A 25811-nucleotide genomic window follows, 5' to 3' on the forward strand; every position below is an offset into this window, starting at 1 on the left:
TCTCGAAAGCGCTGTTGTCCTGAATCACGGTTCAAGCTTTTCAGGGCCAGGAAAATGGCGCCAGAACTGACCGATGGGCGGGCTTCCGACCGGCCCTGGATTAGTACTAAAGGAAGGGGTGGCAAAGGTGCAAATATCAATGTGACATTACATTGCCGATTGTTTAGGATGGCGAGTATAAGGTCAATAGTTTGGCAGATAGTTAATTCCAAACAGCTATAGACGTAATTTTGACGTCAAATCCTCATCATATTAATCGACACAGATCCGCCTGAAGTGGCTTACAACAACGCCGCTCTGGCAGGGAAGTACCCTAACCGGGTCACACGGAGAGTCCAATGAGCAGCGTTGTAGCCATCGTCAAAAGCATTGTCGGCCAGGTTATTGCGGTATCCCCAGAGGGCATCCGGCGTGTACTCATCGAAGGTGATCGCCTGTTGGCGGGTGAGGAAGTACTCACCGGCCCGGGCGGCGCGGTAACGCTCGAGCTGGCCGATGGTCGCCTGCTCGACCTGGGCCGTGACAGCCAGTGGAGCGCGGATGCGCCCTACAGCAGCACCGACCTGGGCCAGGCCACTGCGCAGGCTGCACCGTCGGTCGAAGAGCTGCAGCAGGCAATCGCTGCGGGTGTCGACCCGACTACCGAGCTTGAAGCCACGGCAGCAGGCCCGGCAGCGGCGGGCGGTGGTGGCGCGCTGGGGGGTGGCCACAGCTTTGTCATGCTTGAGGAGACAGCGGGCAGGGTCGACACGAGCATCGGTTTCCCTACCGGCCCATTAGGCTTTGCCACGGCGCTGGAATCTGAAGACGTTGGCGCGCTGGATACCAGCAACAACAATCAGCAGGTCATACCGCCCACCACGCCGACCGATGTCTCCACCGCGCTTGTCCTCAACGCCACCCCTTCCATCTCCGAAGCGGGTGGCGTAATCGTTTATACCGCGACAGTTGGCCAGGCGCCGACGTCCAACTTGGTCGTGACCCTGTCCAACGGAGCGGTGATCGTCATTCCGGCAGGGCAGACCAGCGGTAGCGTCAATGTCACCATCCCGGCGAATGACACGCCGTATATCGACGGCGGGCAGATCTCGACGACCGTGACGGGTGCCACCGGGGGTAACGGTCTGATAGTGACCCTGCCGCAAACGCCGGCGGTTACGCAGATTACCGATACTATCGACAACACCACTGCGACCCTGACCGCCAACCCTTCGGTGACCGAAGGTGGCGTGATCACTTACACCGTGACCCTGAGCAACCCTGCCCAGACTCCGGTAACCGTGACCCTGTCGAACGGCCAGACCATCACCGTCGAAGCCGGCAAGACCCAAGGCAGCGTTGACTTCCAGACCCCGGACAACGACGTCTACAACAACGGTTCGACCGTTAGCACCACCATCACCGGTGCCACTGGCGGCAACTTCGAGCAACTGACGCCTAACCCGACCCCGGCGCAGACCACGATCAACGACTCGGTCGACAACACCACTGCGACCCTGACCGCGAATCCTTCGGTCACCGAAGGTGGCGTGATCACCTACACCGTAACTCTGAGCAACCCTGCCCAGACTCCGGTTACCGTGACCCTGTCGAACGGCCAGACCATCACCGTCGAAGCCGGCAAGACCCAAGGCAGCGTTGATTTCCAGACCCCGGAGAACGATGTCTACAACAATGGCTCGACTGTCAGCACCACCATCACCGACTCTACCGGCGGTAACTTCGAGCAGCTGACGCCGAACCCGACCCCGGCGCAGACCACGATCAATGACTCGGTCGATGTGACCACTGCGACCCTGACCGCGAATCCTTCGGTCACCGAAGGTGGCGTGATCACCTACACCGTAACTCTGAGCAACCCTGCCCAGACTCCGGTTACCGTGACCTTGTCGAACGGCCAAACCATCACTGTTGAAGCCGGCAAGACCCAGGGCAGTGTCGACTTCCAGACCCCGGACAACGACGTCTACAACAACGGCTCGACTGTCAGCACCACCATCACTGGTGCCACTGGCGGCAACTTCGAGCAGCTGACGCCGAACCCGACCCCAGCGCAGACCACGATCAACGACTCGGTCGACAACACCACTGCGACCCTGACCGCGAATCCTTCGGTCACCGAAGGTGGCGTGATCACCTACACCGTGACCCTGAGCAACCCTGCCCAGACTCCGGTCACCGTGACCTTGTCGAACGGCCAAACCATCACTGTTGAAGCCGGCAAGACCCAGGGCAGTGTCGACTTCCAGACCCCGGACAACGACGTCTACAACAACGGCTCGACTGTCAGCACCACCATCACTGGTGCCACTGGCGGCAACTTCGAGCAGCTGACGCCGAACCCGACCCCAGCGCAGACCACGATCAATGACTCGGTCGATGTGACCACTGCGACCCTGACCGCCAACCCTTCGGTAACCGAAGGCGGTGTGATCACCTACACCGTGACCCTGAGCAACCCTGCCCAGACTCCGGTTACGGTGACCTTGTCGAACGGCCAAACCATCACTGTTGAAGCCGGCAAGACCCAAGGCAGCGTTGATTTCCAGACCCCGGATAACGACGTCTACAACAATGGCTCGACTGTCAGCACCACCATCACCGACGCTACCGGCGGTAACTTCGAGCAGCTGACGCCGAACCCGACCCCAGCGCAGACCACGATCAATGACTCGGTCGACACCACCACCGCAACTCTGACCGCTTCGCCAAGTGTGACTGAGGGCGGCGTGATCACCTACACCGTGACCCTGAGCAACTCTGCCCAGACTCCGGTTACCGTGACCCTGTCGAATGGCCAGACCATCACTGTCGAAGCTGGCAAGACTCAAGGCAGCGTTGATTTCCAGACCCCGGACAACGACGTCTACAACAACGGCTCGACCGTCAGCACCACTATCACTGACGCCACTGGCGGCAACTTCGAGCAACTGACGCCGAACCCGACCCCGGCGCAGACCACGATCAACGATTCGGTCGATGTGACCACTGCGACCCTGACCGCCAACCCTTCGGTAACCGAAGGCGGTGTGATCACCTACACCGTGACCCTGAGCAACCCTGCCCAGACGCCTGTCACCGTGACCTTGTCGAATGGCCAGACCATCACTGTCGAAGCTGGCAAGACTCAAGGCAGCGTTGATTTCCAGACCCCGGACAACGACGTCTACAACAACGGCTCGACCGTCAGCACCACTATCACTGACGCCACTGGCGGCAACTTCGAGCAACTGACGCCGAACCCGACCCCGGCGCAGACCACGATCAACGATTCGGTCGATGTGACCACTGCGACCCTGACCGCCAATCCTTCGGTCACCGAAGGTGGCGTGATCACCTACACCGTGACCCTGAGCAACCCTGCCCAGACTCCGGTTACCGTGACCCTGTCGAACGGCCAAACCATCACCGTCGAGGCCGGCAAGACCCAAGGCAGTGTCGACTTCCAGACTCCGAACAACGACGTCTACAACAATGGCTCGACCATCACTACCACCATCAAAGGCGCTACCGGCGGTAACTTCGAGCAGCTGACGCCGAACCCGACGCCAGCGCAGACCACGATCAACGACTCGGTCGATGTGACCACTGCGACCCTGACCGCCAACCCTTCGGTGACCGAAGGCGGCGTGATCACCTACACCGTGACCCTGAGCAACCCTGCCCAGACTCCGGTTACCGTGACCCTGTCGAACGGCCAGACCATCACCGTCGAGGCCGGCAAGACCCAAGGCAGTGTCGACTTCCAGACTCCGAACAACGACGTCTACAACAACGGTTCGACTGTCACTACCACTATCACCGGTGCCACTGGCGGTAACTTCGAGCAGCTGACGCCGAACCCGACCCCAGCGTCGACTGTAATCAATGACAGTATCGATACCGTCACCGTAAGCATCGTCAGCAACGGCAACGTGACTGAAGATCAGCAGCCATCCTTCACGGTAAAAGTGAGCCAGGCGCTGGACCGTCCGCTGACCGTAACGCTGTCGAACGGCGAAACCGTCACCATCGAGGCCGGCAAGACCGAAGTCGAGTACAAGACTCCGGCCCAAGGCGATGACGTCATCAAGGACGCCGGCTCTGTGACGTTGAGCGTCACCGGCGCCACTGTCGCGGGTGCTACCTTCGAGAATCTGGCCATCGGCGGCCCGGCGACCGTTGAAGTTTCGGACACCGTCAGCGAAGTCGTTGCAACTTTGACTGTGGACAAGGCAACTGTGGCCGAAGGTGGCCAGGTGACCTACACCGTCACGCTGACCAACGCACAGGGCCTGTCTGTCACTGAGCACGGCGCGCTGACCTTCACCCTGACCGACGGTACAAAAGTCACGATTCCGGCCAACAGTGCTTCCGGCACTGCGACCATCACGGTTCAAGATGACGTGTACGTCGGCGGTCAGGGCGCTGTCGCCAACAAGCTTGAGTCGGTATCGGGCGCAGACAACTTCGAGAAGCTGACTTTGGGTGGTGATACCGTCACCACTTCTGTGACGGACGAGCCAGGTTCGGGTACCCCAGGCACCGGCAACGAAGGCGACCTGGTCAGGGTCACCATCACCGCCGACCAGGTTTCGGTCGCCGAGAACGTGAAGCCGACCTTCACCGTTCACATCAATACCGCCCTGACCCACGACCTGGTCGTGACCCTGAGCAACAACGCTACGGTCACTATCAAAGCGGGCGAAACCAGCGCGCCGTACAGCCACGATGCGCAAGGCGACGACGTTTACCAGGACGCCGGTGAGATCAGCCTGGGTATCAAGTCCGCCGTCGATGTCGATGGCCGTGCCTTCGAGAACCTGCAGCTGGGTGATGCCGCGTCGGTCAAAGTCACCGACACCACCGACGAAGTCATCGCCAAGCTGACCGCTACGCCTTCGGTCACCGAAGGAGGCGAGATTACGTACACCGTTACCCTGACCAACAAAGACGGTTTGCCGATCAACAACCACTCGCCGCTCTACTTCACCCTGAGCGACGGCAAAACGGTCATCACAGTGCCAGCCAACGGCACCGTCGGTACGGCCACTGTTACTGCTCCGGATAATGTCTACGTGGGCAGCAACACCCCGGTAGAGCAGAGCCTGCAATCGGTCAGCGGCGCTGACGCGTGGAAGTTCGAGCAACTGACCTTGGACAAGACCCCGGTCAGCACTACGGTTACCGACGAGCCAGGTACTCCGGGCAACGAAGGCGACGTGGTCAAAGTCACCATCACCGCTGACCAGGTATCGGTCGCCGAGAACGTCCAACCGAGCTTCACCGTTCACATCAACACCGCCCTGGACCACGACCTGGTCGTGACCCTGAGCAACAATGCCACCGTCACCATCAAGGCTGGCGAAACCAGCGCGCCATACACGCACGACGCGCAGGGCGACGACGTTTACAAAGACGCTGGCGAAATCAGCCTGGGCATCAAGTCTGCGGTCGATGTCGATGGCCGTACCTTCGAGAACCTGCAGCTGGGCGACGCGGCATCGGTCAAAGTCACCGATACCACCGACGAAGTCATCGCCAAGCTGACCGCTACGCCTTCGGTCACCGAAGGAGGCGAGATCACGTACACCGTCACCCTGACCAACAAAGACGGTTTGCCGATCAACAATCACTCGCCGCTGTACTTCACCTTGAGTGACGGTAAAACGGTCATTACCGTCCCGGCCAACAGCACCTCCGGTTTCACCACCGTTACTGCACCAGACAACGTTTATGTCGGCACTAACGCCTCGGTTGAGCAGAGCTTGCAAGCGGTCAGCGGCGCAGACGCCTGGAAGTTCGAACAACTCACCTTGGACAAGACCCCGGTCAGCACCACGGTGACCGACGAGCCGGGTACTCCGGGCAACGAAGGTGATCTGGTCAAGGTCACCATCACCGCTGACCAAGTCTCGGTTGCCGAGAACGTCAAGCCGACCTTCACCGTTCACATCAACACCGCGCTGGCGCACGACCTGGTCGTGACCCTGAGCAACAATGCCACGGTTACCATCAAGGCCGGTGAAACCAGCGCGCCGTACGCTCACGACGCGCAGGGCGACGACGTTTACAAAGATGCCGGTGAGATCAACTTGGCCATCAAGTCCGCCGTCGATGTAGACGGTCGTGCCTTCGAGAACCTGCAGTTGGGCGATGCGGCGTCGGTCAAAGTCACCGATACCACCGACGACGTGGTTGCCAAACTGACCGCTACCCCTTCGGTCACCGAAGGCGGTGCAATCACTTACACCATCACGCTGACCAACAAAGACGGTCTGCCGATCGACAAACACTCGGCGCTGACCTTCACGCTGAGCGACGGGACAACCGTCATTACCGTGCCGGCCAACAGCACTGTTGGCACCGTCACTGTCACTGCTCCGGACAACGACTACGTCGGTGCGAACGACCCAGTGATCAAGTCGATCGCTTCGGTTGATGGCGCTGATGTCGGTCAGTTCGAGAACTTGGTCCTGGACAAGACCCCGGTCAGCACCGCTGTCACCGACGAGCCAGGTACTCCGGGCAACGAAGGTGATCTGGTCAAGGTCACTATCACCGCTGACCAAGTCTCGGTTGCCGAGAACGTCAAGCCGACCTTCACCGTTCACATCAACACCGCGCTGGCGCACGACCTGGTCGTGACCCTGAGCAACAATGCCACGGTTACCATCAAGGCCGGTGAAACCAGCGCGCCGTACGCTCACGACGCGCAGGGCGACGACGTTTACAAAGATGCCGGTGAGATCAACTTGGGCATCAAGTCCGCCGTCGATGTAGACGGTCGTGCCTTCGAAAACCTGCAGTTGGGCGATGCGGCGTCGGTCAAAGTCACCGATACCACCGACGACGTGGTTGCCAAACTGACCGCTACCCCTTCGGTCACCGAAGGCGGTGCAATCACTTACACCATCACGCTGACCAACAAAGACGGTCTGCCGATCGATAAACACTCGGCCCTGACTTTCGCCCTGAGCGACGGCACCACCGTCATTACTGTGCCGGCCAACAGCACCTCGGGCTTCGTCACCGTTACTGCGCCTGACAACGTCTACACCGGTACCAACGACCCAGTGATCAAGTCGATCGCTTCGGTTGATGGCGCTGATGTCGGTCAGTTCGAGAACTTGGTTCTGGACAAAACCCCAGTCAGCACCTCTGTCACCGACGAGCCAGGTACTCCGGGCAACGAAGGCGATCTGGTCAAGGTCACCATCACGGCTGATCAGGTTTCGGTCGCAGAGAACGTGAAGCCGACCTTCACCGTCCACATCAATACCGCCCTGGCCCACGACCTGGTCGTGACCCTGAGCAACAACGCCACCGTTACCATCAAGGCGGGCGAAACCAGCGCCCCGTACAGCCACGATGCACAGGGCGACGACGTCTACAAAGATGCTGGTGAGATCAGTCTGGGTATCAAGTCCGCCGTCGATGTCGATGGCCGTGCCTTCGAGAACTTGCAGCTGGGCGACGCGGCGTCGGTCAAAGTCACCGATACCACCGACGATGTCATTGCCAAACTGACTGCTACCCCTTCGGTGACCGAAGGTGGCGAGATCACCTACACCGTCACCCTGACCAACAAAGACGGTCTGCCGATCGACAACCACGCGCCGTTGTACTTCACCCTGAGTGACGGCAAAACGGTCATCACTGTGCCGGCCAACAGCACCTCGGGCTTCGTTACCGTTACCGCGCCTGACAACGTTTACGTTGGGACCAACGCGCCGGTAGAGCAGAGCCTGCAAGCAGTCAGCGGCACTGATGCTTGGAAGTTCGAAAACCTGGTTCTGGACAAGACCCCGGTCAGCACTACGGTCACCGACGAGCCGGGTACACCAGGCAACGAAGGTGATGTGGTCAAGGTCACTATCACCGCAGACCAAGTCTCGGTTGCGGAAAACGTCAAACCGACCTTCACTGTTCACATCAACACCGCCCTGGCGCACGATCTGGTCGTGACCCTGAGCAACAATGCTCAGGTCACCATCAAGGCCGGTGAAACCAGCAGCGAACCTTACACCCACGACGCGCAGGGCGACGACGTCTACAAAGACGCCGGTGAAATCGGCCTGGGTATCAAATCGGCAGCAGACATCGATGGTCGCGCCTTCGAGAACTTGCAACTGGGTGATGCCGCGTCGGTCAAAGTCACCGACACCACCGACGATGTCATCGCCAAGCTGACCGCTACCCCTTCGGTGACCGAAGGTGGCGAGATCACCTATACCGTTACGCTGACCAACAAAGACGGTCTGCCGATCGATAACCACTCGCCGTTGTACTTCACCCTGAGTGACGGCAAAACGGTCATCACTGTGCCGGCCAACAGCACCTCGGGCTTCGTCACCGTTACCGCGCCTGACAACGTTTACGTTGGGACCAACGCGCCGGTAGAGCAGAGCCTGCAAGCAGTCAGTGGCGCTGATGCTTGGAAGTTCGAAAACCTCGTTCTGGATAAGACGCCGGTCAGCACTACTGTGACTGACGAGCCGGGCACCCCAGGCAACGAAGGCGACGTGGTCAAAGTCACCATCACTGCTGACCAGGTCTCGGTCGCAGAGAACGTGAAGCCGACCTTCACCGTCCACATCAATACCGCCCTGGCCCACGACCTGGTCGTGACCCTGAGCAACAATGCTCAGGTCACCATCAAGGCGGGCGAAACCAGCGCGCCGTATAGCCACGACGCGCAGGGCGACGACGTCTACAAAGACGCCGGCGAAATCAGCCTGGGTATCAAGTCCGCCGTCGATGTCGACGGTCGTGCCTTTGAAAACCTGCAGCTGGGCGATGCGGCGTCGGTCAAAGTCACCGACACCACCGACGACGTGGTTGCCAAGCTGACCGCCACACCTTCGGTCACCGAAGGTGGTGCAATCACTTACACCATCACCCTGACCAACAAAGATGGTCTGCCGATCGATAAACATTCGGCGCTGACCTTCACGCTGAGCGACGGCACCACCGTGATCACCGTGCCAGCCAATGGCACCTCGGGCTTTGTGACTGTCACTGCTCCGGACAACGTTTACACCGGCACCAACGACCCAGTGATCAAGTCGATCGCTTCGGTTGATGGCGCCGATGTTGGCAAGTTCGAAAACCTGGTTCTCGACAAGACCCCGGTCAGCACCGCTGTCACCGACGAGCCGGGTACTCCAGGCAACGAAGGCGATCTGGTCAAAGTTACTATCACCGCTGACCAAGTCTCGGTTGCCGAGAACGTGAAGCCGACCTTCACCGTCCACATCAACACTGCGCTGGCGCACGACCTGGTCGTGACCCTGAGCAACAATTCCACCGTCACCATCAAGGCCGGTGAAACCAGCGCGCCGTACGCTCACGATGCGCAGGGCGACGACGTTTACAAAGATGCCGGTGAGATTAACCTGGGCATCAAGTCGGCAGCCGACATCGATGGCCGTGCCTTCGAGAACCTGCAACTGGGTGATGCCGCGTCGGTCAAAGTCACCGATACCGCCGATGACGTGGTGGCCAAGCTGACTGCTACGTCTTCGGTTACCGAAGGTGGCGAGATCACCTACACCGTCACGCTGACCAACAAAGACGGTCTGCCGATCGACAACCACGCGCCGTTGTACTTCACCCTGAGTGACGGCAAAACGGTCATCACTGTGCCGGCTAACAGCACCAGCGGTTTCACCACCGTGACTGCACCGGACAACGTTTACGTTGGCACCAACGCACCGGTTGAGCAGAGCTTGCAAGCAGTCAGCGGCGCTGATGCGTGGAAGTTCGAGAACCTGGTTCTGGACAAGACGCCGGTCAGCACTACGGTCACCGACGAGCCGGGTACACCAGGCAACGAAGGTGATGTGGTCAAGGTCACTATCACCGCAGACCAGGTTTCGGTCGCAGAGAACGTGAAGCCGACCTTCACTGTGCACATCAACACCGCCCTGGCGCACGACCTGGTCGTGACCCTGAGCAACAATGCTCAGGTCACCATCAAGGCCGGTGAAACCAGCAGCGAACCTTACACCCACGACGCGCAGGGCGACGACGTCTACAAAGACGCCGGTGAAATCGGCTTGGGTATCAAATCGGCGGTCGATGTTGACGGTCGGACCTTTGAAAACCTGCAATTGGGCGAGGCGGCATCGGTCAAAGTCACCGATACCACCGACGATGTCATCGCCAAGCTGACCGCTACGCCTTCGGTGACCGAAGGTGGCGAGATCACCTATACCGTTACGCTGACCAACAAAGACGGTCTGCCGATCGACAACCACGCGCCGTTGTACTTCACCCTGAGTGACGGCAAAACGGTCATCACTGTGCCGGCTAACAGCACCAGCGGTTTCACCACCGTGACTGCACCGGACAACGTTTACGTTGGCACCAACGCGCCGGTAGAGCAGAGCCTGCAATCGGTCAGCGGCGCTGATGCGTGGAAGTTCGAGAACCTGGTTCTGGACAAGACGCCGGTCAGCACTACGGTCACCGACGAGCCGGGTACACCAGGCAACGAAGGTGATGTGGTCAAGGTCACTATCACCGCAGACCAGGTTTCGGTCGCAGAGAACGTGAAGCCGACCTTCACTGTGCACATCAACACCGCCCTGGCGCACGACCTGGTCGTGACCCTGAGCAACAATGCTCAGGTCACCATCAAGGCCGGTGAAACCAGCAGCGAACCTTACACCCACGACGCGCAGGGCGACGACGTCTACAAAGACGCCGGTGAAATCGGCTTGGGTATCAAATCGGCGGTCGATGTTGACGGTCGGACCTTTGAAAACCTGCAATTGGGCGAGGCGGCATCGGTCAAAGTCACCGATACCACCGACGATGTCATCGCCAAGCTGACCGCTACGCCTTCGGTGACCGAAGGTGGCGAGATCACCTATACCGTTACGCTGACCAACAAAGACGGTCTGCCGATCGACAACCACGCGCCGTTGTACTTCACCCTGAGTGACGGCAAAACGGTCATCACTGTGCCGGCTAACAGCACCAGCGGTTTCACCACCGTGACTGCACCGGACAACGTTTACGTTGGCACCAACGCGCCGGTAGAGCAGAGCCTGCAATCGGTCAGCGGCGCTGATGCGTGGAAGTTCGAGAACCTGGTTCTGGACAAGACGCCGGTCAGCACTACGGTCACCGACGAGCCGGGTACACCAGGCAACGAAGGTGATGTGGTCAAGGTCACTATCACCGCAGACCAGGTTTCGGTCGCAGAGAACGTGAAGCCGACCTTCACTGTGCACATCAACACCGCCCTGGCGCACGACCTGGTCGTGACCCTGAGCAACAATGCTCAGGTCACCATCAAGGCCGGTGAAACCAGCAGCGAACCTTACACCCACGACGCGCAGGGCGACGACGTCTACAAAGACGCCGGTGAAATCGGCTTGGGTATCAAATCGGCGGTCGATGTTGACGGTCGGACCTTTGAAAACCTGCAGTTGGGCGAGGCGGCGTCGGTCAAAGTCACTGACACCACCGACGACGTGGTGGCCAAGCTGACTGCAACGCCTTCGGTCACCGAAGGTGGTGCGATCACCTACACCATCACCCTGACCAACAAAGACGGTCTGCCGATCGACAAGCACTCGGCCCTGACCTTCACCCTGAGCGACGGCACCACCGTCATCACCGTGCCGGCCAATGGCACTTCGGGCTTCGTGACTGTCACTGCTCCGGACAACGTTTACACCGGCACCAACGATCCAGTGATCAAATCGATCGCCAGCGTCGACGGCGCCGATGTCGGCAAGTTCGAGAACCTGGTTCTGGACAAGACCCCGGTCAGCACCGCTGTCACCGACGAGCCAGGTACTCCAGGCAACGAAGGCGATCTGGTCAAAGTCACCATTACTGCCGACCAGGTTTCGGTCGCTGAAAACGTTAAACCGACCTTCACCGTGCACATCAACGCTGCCCTGGACCACGATCTGGTCGTGACCCTGAGCAACAACGAAGTTGTGACCATCAAGGCCGGCGAAACCAGCGCGCCGTACAGCCATGCTGCGCAAGGCGACGACGTCTACAAAGACGCCGGCGAAATCAGCCTGGGCATCAAGTCGGCAGCAGACATCGACGGCCGTGCCTTCGAGAATCTGCAGCTGGGCGATGCGGCGTCGGTCAAAGTCACTGACACCACCGACGACGTGGTGGCCAAGCTGACTGCAACGCCTTCGGTCACCGAAGGTGGTGCGATCACCTACACCATCACCCTGACCAACAAAGACGGTCTGCCGATCGACAAGCACTTGGCCCTGACCTTCACCCTGAGCGACGGCACCACCGTCATCACCGTGCCGGCCAATGGCACTTCGGGCTTCGTGACTGTCACTGCTCCGGACAACGTTTACACCGGCACCAACGATCCAGTGATCAAATCGATCGCCAGCGTCGACGGCGCTGATGTTGGCAAGTTCGAGAACCTGGTTCTGGACAAGACTCCGGTCAGCACCGCTGTCACCGACGAGCCGGGTACTCCAGGCAACGAAGGCGATCTGGTCAAAGTCACCATTACTGCCGACCAGGTTTCGGTCGCTGAAAACGTTAAACCGACCTTCACCGTCCACATCAACGCTGCCCTGGATCACGACCTTGTCGTGACCCTGAGCAACAACGAAGTCGTGACCATCAAGGCCGGCGAAACCAGCGCACCGTACAGCCACGCTGCACAGGGCGACGACGTCTACAAAGATGCCGGTGAAATCAGCCTGGGTATCAAGTCAGCAGCAGACATCGACGGCCGTGCCTTCGAGAACCTGCAGCTGGGCGATGCGGCGTCGGTCAAAGTCACTGACACCACCGACGACGTGGTGGCCAAGCTGACTGCAACGCCTTCGGTCACCGAAGGTGGTGCGATCACCTACACCATCACCCTGACCAACAAAGACGGTCTGCCGATCGATAAACACTCGGCCCTGACCTTCACCCTGAGCGACGGCACCACCGTCATTACTGTGCCGGCCAACAGCACCTCGGGCTTCGTCACCGTTACTGCGCCTGACAACGTCTACACCGGCACCAACGACCCAGTAATCAAGTCGATCGCTTCGGTTGATGGCGCTGATGTTGGCAAGTTCGAAAACCTGGTCCTGGACAAGACCCCGGTCAGCACCGCTGTCACCGACGAGCCAGGCTCTGGCACTCCAGGCACTGGCAACGGTGGCGACTTGGTCAAGGTCACTATCACCGCTGACCAGGTCTCGGTTGCCGAGAACGTGAAGCCAACCTTCACCGTCCACATCAACACCGCGCTGGCGCACGACCTGGTCGTGACCCTGAGCAACAACGCCACCGTCACCATCAAGGCGGGCGAAACCAGCGCGCCGTATAGCCACGACGCGCAGGGCGACGACGTCTACAAAGACGCCGGCGAAATCAGCCTGGGTATCAAGTCCGCCGTCGATGTCGACGGTCGTGCCTTTGAAAACCTGCAGCTGGGTGATGCCGCGTCGGTCAAAGTCACTGACACCACTGACGACGTGGTGGCCAAGCTGACTGCAACGCCTTCGGTCACCGAAGGTGGTGCGATCACCTACACCATCACCCTGACCAACAAAGATGGTCTGCCGATCGATAAACACTCGGCGCTGACCTTCACCCTGAGCGATGGCACCACGGTCATCACTGTGCCGGCTAACAGCACCAGCGGTTTCGTCACCGTTACCGCGCCGGACAACGTCTACACCGGTACCAACGACCCAGTGATCAAGTCGATCGCTTCGGTTGATGGCGCCGATGTTGGCAAGTTCGAGAACCTGGTTCTGGACAAGACGCCGGTCAGCACTACGGTCACTGACGAGCCAGGTACTCCGGGCAACGAAGGCGACCTGGTCAAGGTCACCATCACCGCCGACCAGGTTTCGGTCGCAGAGAACGTGAAGCCGACCTTCACCGTGCACATCAACGCTGCCCTGGATCACGACCTTGTCGTGACCCTGAGCAACAACGAAGTCGTGACCATCAAGGCCGGCGAAACCAGCGCACCGTACAGCCACGCTGCACAGGGCGACGACGTCTACAAAGATGCCGGTGAAATCAGCCTGGGTATCAAGTCAGCAGCAGACATCGACGGCCGTGCCTTCGAGAACCTGCAGCTGGGCGATGCGGCGTCGGTCAAAGTGACTGACACCACTGACGATGTCATTGCCAAGCTGACCGCTACCCCTTCGGTGACCGAAGGTGGCGAGATCACCTACACCATCACGCTGACCAACAAAGACGGTCTGCCGATCGATAAACACTCGGCCCTGACCTTCACCCTGAGCGACGGCACCACCGTCATTACTGTGCCGGCCAACAGCACCTCGGGCTTCGTCACCGTTACTGCGCCTGACAACGTCTACACCGGCACCAACGACCCAGTAATCAAGTCGATCGCTTCGGTTGATGGCGCTGATGTTGGCAAGTTCGAAAACCTGGTCCTGGACAAGACCCCGGTCAGCACCGCTGTCACCGACGAGCCAGGCTCTGGCACTCCAGGCACTGGCAACGGTGGCGACTTGGTCAAGGTCACTATCACCGCTGACCAGGTCTCGGTTGCCGAGAACGTGAAGCCAACCTTCACCGTCCACATCAACACCGCGCTGGCGCACGACCTGGTCGTGACCCTGAGCAACAACGCCACCGTCACCATCAAGGCGGGCGAAACCAGCGCGCCGTATAGCCACGACGCGCAGGGCGACGACGTCTACAAAGACGCCGGCGAAATCAGCCTGGGTATCAAGTCCGCCGTCGATGTCGACGGTCGTGCCTTTGAAAACCTGCAGCTGGGTGATGCCGCGTCGGTCAAAGTCACTGACACCACTGACGACGTGGTGGCCAAGCTGACTGCAACGCCTTCGGTCACCGAAGGTGGTGCGATCACCTACACCATCACCCTGACCAACAAAGATGGTCTGCCGATCGATAAACACTCGGCGCTGACCTTCACCCTGAGCGATGGCACCACGGTCATCACTGTGCCGGCTAACAGCACCAGCGGTTTCGTCACCGTTACCGCGCCGGACAACGTCTACACCGGTACCAACGACCCAGTGATCAAGTCGATCGCTTCGGTTGATGGCGCCGATGTTGGCAAGTTCGAGAACCTGGTTCTGGACAAGACGCCGGTCAGCACTACGGTCACTGACGAGCCAGGTACTCCGGGCAACGAAGGCGACCTGGTCAAGGTCACCATCACCGCCGACCAGGTTTCGGTCGCAGAGAACGTGAAGCCGACCTTCACCGTGCACATCAACGCTGCCCTGGATCACGACCTTGTCGTGACCCTGAGCAACAACGAAGTCGTGACCATCAAGGCCGGCGAAACCAGCGCACCGTACAGCCACGCTGCACAGGGCGACGACGTCTACAAAGATGCCGGTGAAATCAGCCTGGGTATCAAGTCAGCAGCAGACATCGACGGCCGTGCCTTCGAGAACCTGCAGCTGGGCGATGCGGCGTCGGTCAAAGTGACTGACACCACTGACGATGTCATTGCCAAGCTGACCGCTACCCCTTCGGTGACCGAAGGTGGCGAGATCACCTACACCATCACGCTGACCAACAAAGACGGTCTGCCGATCGATAAACACTCGGCCCTGACCTTCACGCTGAGCGACGGCACCACGGTCATTACTGTGCCGGCCAACAGCACCAGCGGTTTCGTCACCGTGACCGCGCCGGACAACGTTTACACCGGTACCAACGATCCAGTGATCAAATCGATCGCCAGCGTCGACGGCGCCGATGTCGGCAAGTTCGAGAACCTGGTCCTGGACAAGACCCCGGTCAGCACCGCTGTCACCGACGAGCCGGGTACTCCAGGCAGCGAAGGCGATCTGGTCAAAGTCACCATTACTGCCGACCAGGTTTCGGTCGCTGAAAACGTTAAACCGACCTTCACCGTCCACATCAATACTGCCCTGGACCACGACCTTGTCGTGACCCTGAGCAACAACGAAGTTGTGACCATCAAGGCTGGAGAAACCAGCGCGCCGTACAGCCACGATGCACAGGGCGACGACGTCTACAAAGATGCTGGTGAGATCAGTCTGGGTATCAAGTCCGCCGTCGATGTCGATGGCCGTGCCTTCGAGAACTTGCAGCTGGGCGACGCGGCGTCGGTCAAAGTCACCGACACCACCGACGACGTGGTGGCCAAGCTGACCGCTACTCCTTCGGTCACCGAAGGTGGTGCGATCACTTACACCGTCACCCTGACCAACAAAGACGGTCTGCCGATCGATAAACATTCGGCGCTGACCTTCACCCTGAGCGACGGCACCACGGTCATTACTGTGCCGGCCAACAGCACCAGCGGCTTCACCACCGTGACCGCGCCGGACAACGTCTACACCGGCACCAACGACCCAGTAATCAAGTCGATCGCTTCGGTTGATGGCGCCGATGTTGGCAAGTTCGAGAACCTGGTCCTGGACAAGACCCCGGTCAGCACCGCTGTCACCGACGAGCCAGGTACTCCGGGCAACGAAGGCGACCTGGTCAAGGTCACCATCACCGCCGATCAGGTCTCGGTCGCAGAGAACGTGAAGCCGACCTTCACCGTGCACATCAACGCTGCCCTGGACCACGACCTTGTCGTGACCCTGAGCAACAACGAAGTTGTGACCATCAAGGCTGGAGAAACCAGCGCGCCGTACAGCCACGATGCACAGGGCGACGACGTCTACAAAGATGCTGGTGAGATCAGTCTGGGTATCAAGTCCGCCGTCGATGTCGATGGCCGTGCCTTCGAGAACTTGCAGCTGGGCGACGCGGCGTCGGTCAAAGTCACCGACACCACCGACGACGTGGTGGCCAAGCTGACCGCTACTCCTTCGGTCACCGAAGGTGGTGCGATCACTTACACCGTCACCCTGACCAACAAAGACGGTCTGCCGATCGATAAACATTCGGCGCTGACCTTCACCCTGAGCGACGGCACCACGGTCATTACTGTGCCGGCCAACAGCACCAGCGGCTTCACCACCGTGACCGCGCCGGACAACGTCTACACCGGCACCAACGACCCAGTAATCAAGTCGATCGCTTCGGTTGATGGCGCCGATGTTGGCAAGTTCGAGAACCTGGTCCTGGACAAGACCCCGGTCAGCACCGCTGTCACCGACGAGCCAGGTACTCCGGGCAACGAAGGCGACCTGGTCAAGGTCACCATCACCGCCGATCAGGTCTCGGTCGCAGAGAACGTGAAGCCGACCTTCACCGTGCACATCAACGCTGCCCTGGACCACGACCTTGTCGTGACCCTGAGCAACAACGAAGTTGTGACCATCAAGGCCGGCGAAACCAGTGCGCCGTACAGCCATGCTGCGCAAGGCGACGACGTCTATAAGGACGCCGGTGAAATCAGCCTGGGTATCAAGTCCGCCGTCGATGTCGACGGCCGTGCCTTCGAGAACCTGCAGCTGGGCGATGCGGCGTCGGTCAAAGTGACTGACACCACTGACGACGTAGTGGCCAAGCTGACCGCTACTCCTTCGGTCACCGAAGGTGGTGCGATCACTTACACCGTCACCCTGACCAACAAAGACGGTCTGCCGATCGATAAACATTCGGCGCTGACCTTCACCCTGAGCGACGGCACCACGGTCATTACTGTGCCGGCCAACAGCACCTCGGGCTTCGTGACTGTCACTGCTCCGGACAACGTTTACACCGGCACCAACGACCCAGTAATCAAGTCGATCGCTTCGGTTGATGGCGCCGATGTCGGCAAGTTCGAAAACCTGGTCCTGGACAAGACCCCGGTCAACACCGCTGTCACCGACGAGCCAGGTACTCCGGGCAACGAAGGCGACCTGGTCAAGGTCACCATCACCGCCGATCAGGTCTCGGTCGCAGAGAACGTGAAGCCGACCTTCACCGTCCACATCAACACCGCGCTGGCGCACGACCTGGTCGTGACCCTGAGCAACAACGCCACGGTTACCATCAAGGCCGGTGAAACCAGCGCACCGTACAGCCACGCTGCACAGGGCGACGACGTCTACAAAGACGCCGGCGAAATCAGCCTGGGTATCAAGTCCGCCGTCGATGTCGACGGTCGTGCCTTCGAGAACTTGCAGCTGGGCGACGCGGCGTCGGTCAAAGTCACCGACACCACCGACGATGTCATTGCCAAACTGACTGCTACCCCTTCGGTCACCGAAGGCGGTGCAATCACTTACACCATCACGCTGACCAATAAAGACGGTCTGCCGATCGACAAACACTCGGCGCTGACCTTCACGCTGAGCGACGGGACAACCGTCATTACCGTGCCGGCCAACAGCACTGTTGGCACCGTCACTGTCACTGCTCCGGACAACGACTACGTCGGTGCGAACGACCCAGTGATCAAGTCGATCGCTTCGGTTGATGGCGCTGATGTCGGTCAGTTCGAGAACTTGGTTCTGGACAAAACCCCAGTCAGCACCTCTGTCACCGACGAGCCAGGTACTCCGGGCAACGAAGGCGACCTGGTCAAGGTCACCATCACCGCCGATCAGGTCTCGGTCGCAGAGAACGTGAAGCCGACCTTCACCGTCCACATCAACACCGCGCTGGCGCACGACCTGGTCGTGACCCTGAGCAACAACGCCACGGTTACCATCAAGGCCGGTGAAACCAGCGCACCGTACAGCCACGCTGCACAGGGCGACGACGTCTACAAAGACGCCGGCGAAATCAGCCTGGGTATCAAGTCCGCCGTCGATGTCGACGGTCGTGCCTTCGAGAACTTGCAGCTGGGCGACGCGGCGTCGGTCAAAGTCACCGACACCACCGACGATGTCATTGCCAAACTGACTGCTACCCCTTCGGTCACCGAAGGCGGTGCAATCACTTACACCATCACGCTGACCAATAAAGACGGTCTGCCGATCGACAAACACTCGGCGCTGACCTTCACGCTGAGCGACGGGACAACCGTCATTACCGTGCCGGCCAACAGCACTGTTGGCACCGTCACTGTCACTGCTCCGGACAACGACTACGTCGGTGCGAACGACCCAGTGATCAAGTCGATCGCTTCGGTTGATGGCGCTGATGTCGGTCAGTTCGAGAACTTGGTTCTGGACAAAACCCCAGTCAGCACCTCTGTCACCGACGAGCCAGGTACTCCGGGCAACGAAGGCGACCTGGTCAAGGTCACCATCACCGCCGATCAGGTCTCGGTCGCAGAGAACGTGAAGCCGACCTTCACCGTCCACATCAACACCGCGCTGGCGCACGACCTGGTCGTGACCCTGAGCAACAACGCCACGGTTACCATCAAGGCCGGTGAAACCAGCGCACCGTACAGCCACGCTGCACAGGGCGACGACGTCTACAAAGACGCCGGCGAAATCAGCCTGGGTATCAAGTCCGCCGTCGATGTCGACGGTCGTGCCTTCGAGAACTTGCAGCTGGGCGACGCGGCGTCGGTCAAAGTCACCGACACCACCGACGATGTCATTGCCAAACTGACTGCTACCCCTTCGGTCACCGAAGGCGGTGCAATCACTTACACCATCACGCTGACCAATAAAGACGGTCTGCCGATCGACAAACACTCGGCGCTGACCTTCACGCTGAGCGACGGGACAACCGTCATTACCGTGCCGGCCAACAGCACTGTTGGCACCGTCACTGTCACTGCTCCGGACAACGACTACGTCGGTGCGAACGACCCAGTAATCAAGTCGATCGCTTCGGTTGATGGCGCCGATGTTGGCAAGTTCGAGAACCTGGTCCTGGACAAGACCCCGGTCAGCACCGCTGTCACCGACGAGCCAGGTACTCCGGGCAACGAAGGCGACCTGGTCAAGGTCACCATCACCGCCGATCAGGTCTCGGTCGCAGAGAACGTGAAGCCGACCTTCACCGTGCACATCAACGCTGCCCTGGACCACGACCTTGTCGTGACCCTGAGCAACAACGAAGTTGTGACCATCAAGGCCGGCGAAACCAGTGCGCCGTACAGCCATGCTGCGCAAGGCGACGACGTCTATAAGGACGCCGGTGAAATCAGCCTGGGTATCAAGTCCGCCGTCGATGTCGACGGCCGTGCCTTCGAGAACCTGCAGCTGGGCGATGCGGCGTCGGTCAAAGTGACTGACACCACTGACGACGTAGTGGCCAAGCTGACCGCTACTCCTTCGGTCACCGAAGGTGGTGCGATCACTTACACCGTCACCCTGACCAACAAAGACGGTCTGCCGATCGATAAACATTCGGCGCTGACCTTCACCCTGAGCGACGGCACCACGGTCATTACTGTGCCGGCCAACAGCACCTCGGGCTTCGTGACTGTCACTGCTCCGGACAACGTTTACACCGGCACCAACGACCCAGTAATCAAGTCGATCGCTTCGGTTGATGGCGCCGATGTCGGCAAGTTCGAAAACCTGGTCCTGGACAAGACCCCGGTCAGCACCGCTGTCACCGACGAGCCAGGTACTCCGGGCAACGAAGGCGACCTGGTCAAGGTCACCATCACCGCCGATCAGGTCTCGGTCGCAGAGAACGTGAAGCCGACCTTCACCGTCCACATCAACACCGCGCTGGCGCACGACCTGGTCGTGACCCTGAGCAACAACGCCACCGTCACCATCAAGGCGGGCGAAACCAGCGCACCGTACAGCCACGCTGCACAGGGCGACGACGTCTACAAAGATGCCGGTGAAATCAGCCTGGGTATCAAGTCGGCAGCAGACATCGACGGCCGTGCCTTCGAGAACCTGCAGCTGGGCGATGCGGCGTCGGTCAAAGTGACTGACACCACTGACGACGTAGTGGCCAAGCTGACCGCTACTCCTTCGGTCACCGAAGGTGGTGCGATCACTTACACCGTCACCCTGACCAACAAAGACGGTCTGCCGATCGATAAACATTCGGCGCTGACCTTCACCCTGAGCGACGGCACCACGGTCATTACTGTGCCGGCCAACAGCACCTCGGGCTTCGTGACTGTCACTGCTCCGGACAACGTTTACACCGGCACCAACGACCCAGTAATCAAGTCGATCGCTTCGGTTGATGGCGCCGATGTCGGCAAGTTCGAAAACCTGGTCCTGGACAAGACCCCGGTCAGCACCGCTGTCACCGACGAGCCAGGTACTCCGGGCAACGAAGGCGACCTGGTCAAGGTCACCATCACCGCCGATCAGGTCTCGGTCGCAGAGAACGTGAAGCCGACCTTCACCGTCCACATCAACACCGCGCTGGCGCACGACCTGGTCGTGACCCTGAGCAACAACGCCACCGTCACCATCAAGGCGGGCGAAACCAGCGCACCGTACAGCCACGCTGCACAGGGCGACGACGTCTACAAAGATGCCGGTGAAATCAGCCTGGGTATCAAGTCGGCAGCAGACATCGACGGCCGTGCCTTCGAAAATCTGCAGCTGGGCGATGCGGCGTCGGTCAAAGTCACTGACACCACCGACGACGTGGTGGCCAAGCTGACTGCAACGCCTTCGGTCACCGAAGGTGGTGCGATCACCTACACCATCACCCTGACCAACAAAGACGGTCTGCCGATCGACAAGCACTTGGCCCTGACCTTCACCCTGAGCGACGGCACCACCGTCATCACCGTCCCGGCCAACAGCACCAGCGGTTTCGTCACCGTGACTGCTCCGGACAACGTCTACACCGGCACCAATGACCCGGTGATCAAATCGATCGCCAGCGTCGACGGCGCCGACGTCGGCAAGTTCGAAAACCTGGTCCTGGACAAGACCCCAGTCAGCACCGCTGTCACCGACGAACCAGGCTCGGGCACCCCGGGCACCGGTAACCAGGGCGACAAGGTCGAACTGAGCATCGTTGCCAACCAGGCCTCGGTCTTCGAGAACGAGAAGCCGACCTTTACCGTCAGCATTAAACAGGCCTTGGATCAGGACCTGACCGTACAGCTGACCGAAGGCAAGTCGGTGGTGATCAAGAAGGGCGAAACCTCAGCCATCTTCACCCACGACGCACAAGGCGAAGACGTGTACGTCGATGCCGGTTCGCTGACCGTCAGCATCACCGGCACCAGCGTGCCGGATGGCCGTCAGTTCGAGAACCTGGTCGTAAGCAAGCCTTCGGCCTCGGTGGACATCAAGGACACTCAGAACGAAGTCATCGCCAAGCTGACTGCTACCCCTTCGGTTACCGAAGGCGGCGTGATCACCTACACCGTGACCCTGACCAGCAAGGACGGCCTGCCGATCAACAACCACGGCGCGCTGACCTTCACCCTGAGCGACGGCAAAACCATCGTCAACGTGCCGGCCAACAGTGCCACGGGCTACGTCACTGTGGCTGCACCAGACGACGCCTACATCGGCCAGACCTCTGTCGGCCTGTCTCTGCAGTCGGTAGGCGGCGCCGGTGCCAGCAAGTTCGAGGCGCTGACGCTGGACAAGACCACGGCCACCACCGTGGTCAACGACGAGCCAGGTGTTGGTACACCAGGCACTGGCAACCAGGGCGATGTGACCACCATCGGCATCACCGGCAGCACCTCGTTGACCGAAGGCGAAACCGGCCGCTACACGCTGACCCTGAGCAACCCGTCCAAGGCAGAAGTCACCGTTACCCTGACCTACAGCGGCACCGCCAACGGCCAGGATTACACCGCAGTCACCACCGTGAAGATCCCGGCCAACAGCAGCAGCGCCACGTTCGATATCAAGACCCTCGACGACAAGCTGGTTGAGGGTACCGAAAACTTCACCGTCAAGATCGAAACCGCTACCGGTGGCAACTTCGAGAACTTGCAGGTCGATGGCAGCAAGGCGAGCGTTACCACCAACATCCTCGACAACGACCACCTGCCGGTCTCCACTGGCGGTGCGGTCAATGGCGTGGAAGACACCGACTACCTGTTCGCCTGGAACGACTTCAAGGTCACCGATGCCGATGGCAACACCGGCTTGTTCGTGACCATCACCTCGCTGCCGGTCGACGGTAGCCTGAAGTTCTTCAACGGCACCGCGTGGGTCGATGTGACCGTAGGCCAGGTGGTCAGCCAGGCCGATATCGGCAGCAAGTACCTCAAGTTCGTCCCGACGCTGAACCAGTCGGGCACAGATGGCTACGGCGGCTCGGGCGTCGGTAACAAACAGGCTGACTACGCGCAGTTCAAGTACAAGCCAAACGACGGCACCAACCTGGGCAGCGAAGTGACCATGAAGGTCGACATCAGCCCGGTGGCCGACAAACCGACCCTGAGCTTCGGCAGCAGCGATGTCGAGTCCAAAGGCCTGACCAAGGAAGTCTGGACCACCCTGAAAGGCTTGGGCACCGACGGCAACGGCATCACTGGCGATGCGCTGAAGACGGTCTTCGCCAACTCCGGCAAAGCCAGCTCCAGCGCCACCACCACCAACGTGCAGTCCGATGGCAGCGTCACTGCTGGCACCGGTTCGAAAACCTCGGGGCTGATCTTCCTGGAGGCCGGCAAAACCTACACGTTCAGCGGCATCGCCGATGACAGCATGGTGGTCACCGTTGGTGGCAAGACCGTGGTTACCGCAACCTGGGGCGCAGGTGGCCAGGTTTCCGGCACCTTCACCGCAACCTCCAGTGGCTACTACCCGATCGAGGTGTACCACGCCAACCAGTCTGGCCCGGGTAGCTATGACCTGAACATCCAGGTGGGCTCGGGTGCTGTCACCGACCTGAGCAGCAGCAACATCCCGATGTACCAGAACGTGACCGAGATGGCCAACGCTGGCCTGGGCGTGTCCGATCTGCACACCGTCAATGGCCAAAGCTACTACGACGGTTACAAGCTCAATGAAGGGCCGGAAGGCGGCTCGGTCAAACTGGTCGGCATCACCACCAACCTGACCGATACCGATGGCTCCGAGACCTTGAGCGTGACCCTCAGCGGCATTCCGAAAGGGACGCTGTTGAGTGATGGTGCGGGCCACACCGTCACTGTCGGCGGCACGCCGGTGGACGTGACAGGCTGGAAACTCAGCGGCCTGACACTGACCCCGCCGGCCTACTACAAGGGCTCGTTCGACATCACCGTCACGTCGACCGCCACCGAAAGCCTCGGCGGCTCGGACAGCATCACCGGCAAGATCCCGGTAACTGTCTACGGCGCCGACTACAAGGCCACGGTGGGCACCTCAGGTGATGACACCCTCAATGGCAGCGAAGGCAACGACATCATCGTCGCCGACGTCGCTGGCCTGAACGTGGTGGCGGGCAAGAACTACAACATTGCCTTCATGGTCGACAGCTCGGGTAGCATGAGCGATGACTCGGTCGCCGCGGCCAGGGCGCAGTTGGCATCGGTGTTCAAAACCCTCAAAGCCAGCCTGGGCACCGATACCTCCGGTACGGTGAACATCTTCCTGGCCGACTTCGACACCCAGGTCAACAAGAACGTGGCGGTCAACCTTGCCGACCCAGAAGCATTGAACAAGCTGCAAGCGGTACTGAACTCGATGGTAGGGGGCTCGCGTGATGGTGGCGGTACCAACTACGAAGACGTGTTCAAGACCACGACCAACTTCTTCAAGAGCACCATGGCGACCGGTAATACCGACGCGGACAACCTGACCTACTTCATCACCGACGGTAAGCCGACCTATTACCAGACCAATGAAACCACCAACTACCGCCTGTGGACCGGCGGCAAGTACCTGGATGACGTGGTCAACGTCAACAACTACAAGGTAGGCGAAACCTTCAGTGAGTGGGCCGACAGCACCCACAAGGTCAATATCAGCAAAGATGGCTATGTCACGGTTGCCACCTACAAGACCAATGGCAGGCTCGACTACACCACCAACATCGGCACGATCCACGCGCAGGGTGATGGTACCTACGAGTTCTCCAGTCTGGGTGGTACGGGGTATGCCGAATACTGGAACTACAGGGACTCGGCGTCCAACACCTCTGCCAGCTTCGCCTTGCTGGGCGGCACCAACGGCGTGAGCAAGGTGCAGGCCATCGGCTTGAACAACGATGTCAGCCTGTCCGACCTGACGGCCTATGACAGCGCCGGCAAGCCACAGGCCAACATCGATCCGTCCAAACTGGCCAGCGCGATCCTTGGGCACTCCGAGGCGACCCTGCCAGGCGCCGACAACGTCGATGGCGGCAACGGCAACGACATCATCTTCGGTGACCTGATCACCCTCAACGGTGTCGTCAGCGAGGGCTACCAGGCCCTGCAGGAGTACGTGGCGCAGAAGAGCGGTGTCGAAGCCAGTGCCATCACCACCAATAACGTTCACCAGTACATCACCGAGCACTACACCGAATTCGATATCTCCGGCGCCAACGACGGCAAGGACTTCCTGTCGGGCGGCAATGGCAACGATATCCTCTTCGGCCAAGGTGGCGATGACACCCTCGATGGTGGCAGAGGTAACGACATCCTCCTGGGCGGTACTGGCAAGGACATCCTGATCGGTGGCCAGGGCGACGATATCCTCATCGGCGGTGGCGGTGCCGACACCTTCGTGTGGAAGTCGGGCGACCTCGGCAATGACGTGATCAAGGACTTCAAGGTGGCCGAAGGCGACCGTATCGACCTGAAGGATCTGCTTCAGTTCGAGAAGGGCAGCACCATCGACAACTACCTGAAGATCACCACGGTGGACGGCTCCTCGACGCTGCAGGTCAGCAGTGAAGGCAAGCTCAACGCCGCCGGTGGCCTGGCCAACGCCGATGTGACGATCAAGCTGGAAGGGGTGAACTGGTCCAATACCTCGATCAACTCGTTGATCAGCGGTGGCGACCCGACCATCCGTATCGACAACAAGGACAGCTGATGCCCAGCCCACCCGGGCGGTCTGTATGACCGCCCGGGTGGGCGCCGGCTCTTTCCTGCCTTCCCGTGACAGCGCATACTCCTGCGC

Annotated in this window: 1 protein-coding gene; it reads left to right on the forward strand. The window is 60.0% G+C overall.

Going from position 1 to position 25811, the window contains the following annotated elements; genetic code table 11:
* Nucleotides 1-338 precede the first annotated feature (338 nt).
* A complete protein-coding gene (locus tag LOY26_RS00685) occupies nt 339-25724 on the forward strand; it encodes a retention module-containing protein (RefSeq protein WP_258714283.1) in 25386 nt (8461 codons plus the stop codon).
* The last annotated feature ends 87 nt before the right edge of the window (nt 25725-25811 follow it).

Source organism: Pseudomonas sp. B21-047 (genome assembly GCF_024748775.1).
In the GTDB taxonomy this organism is placed as follows: domain Bacteria; phylum Pseudomonadota; class Gammaproteobacteria; order Pseudomonadales; family Pseudomonadaceae; genus Aquipseudomonas; species Aquipseudomonas capeferrum.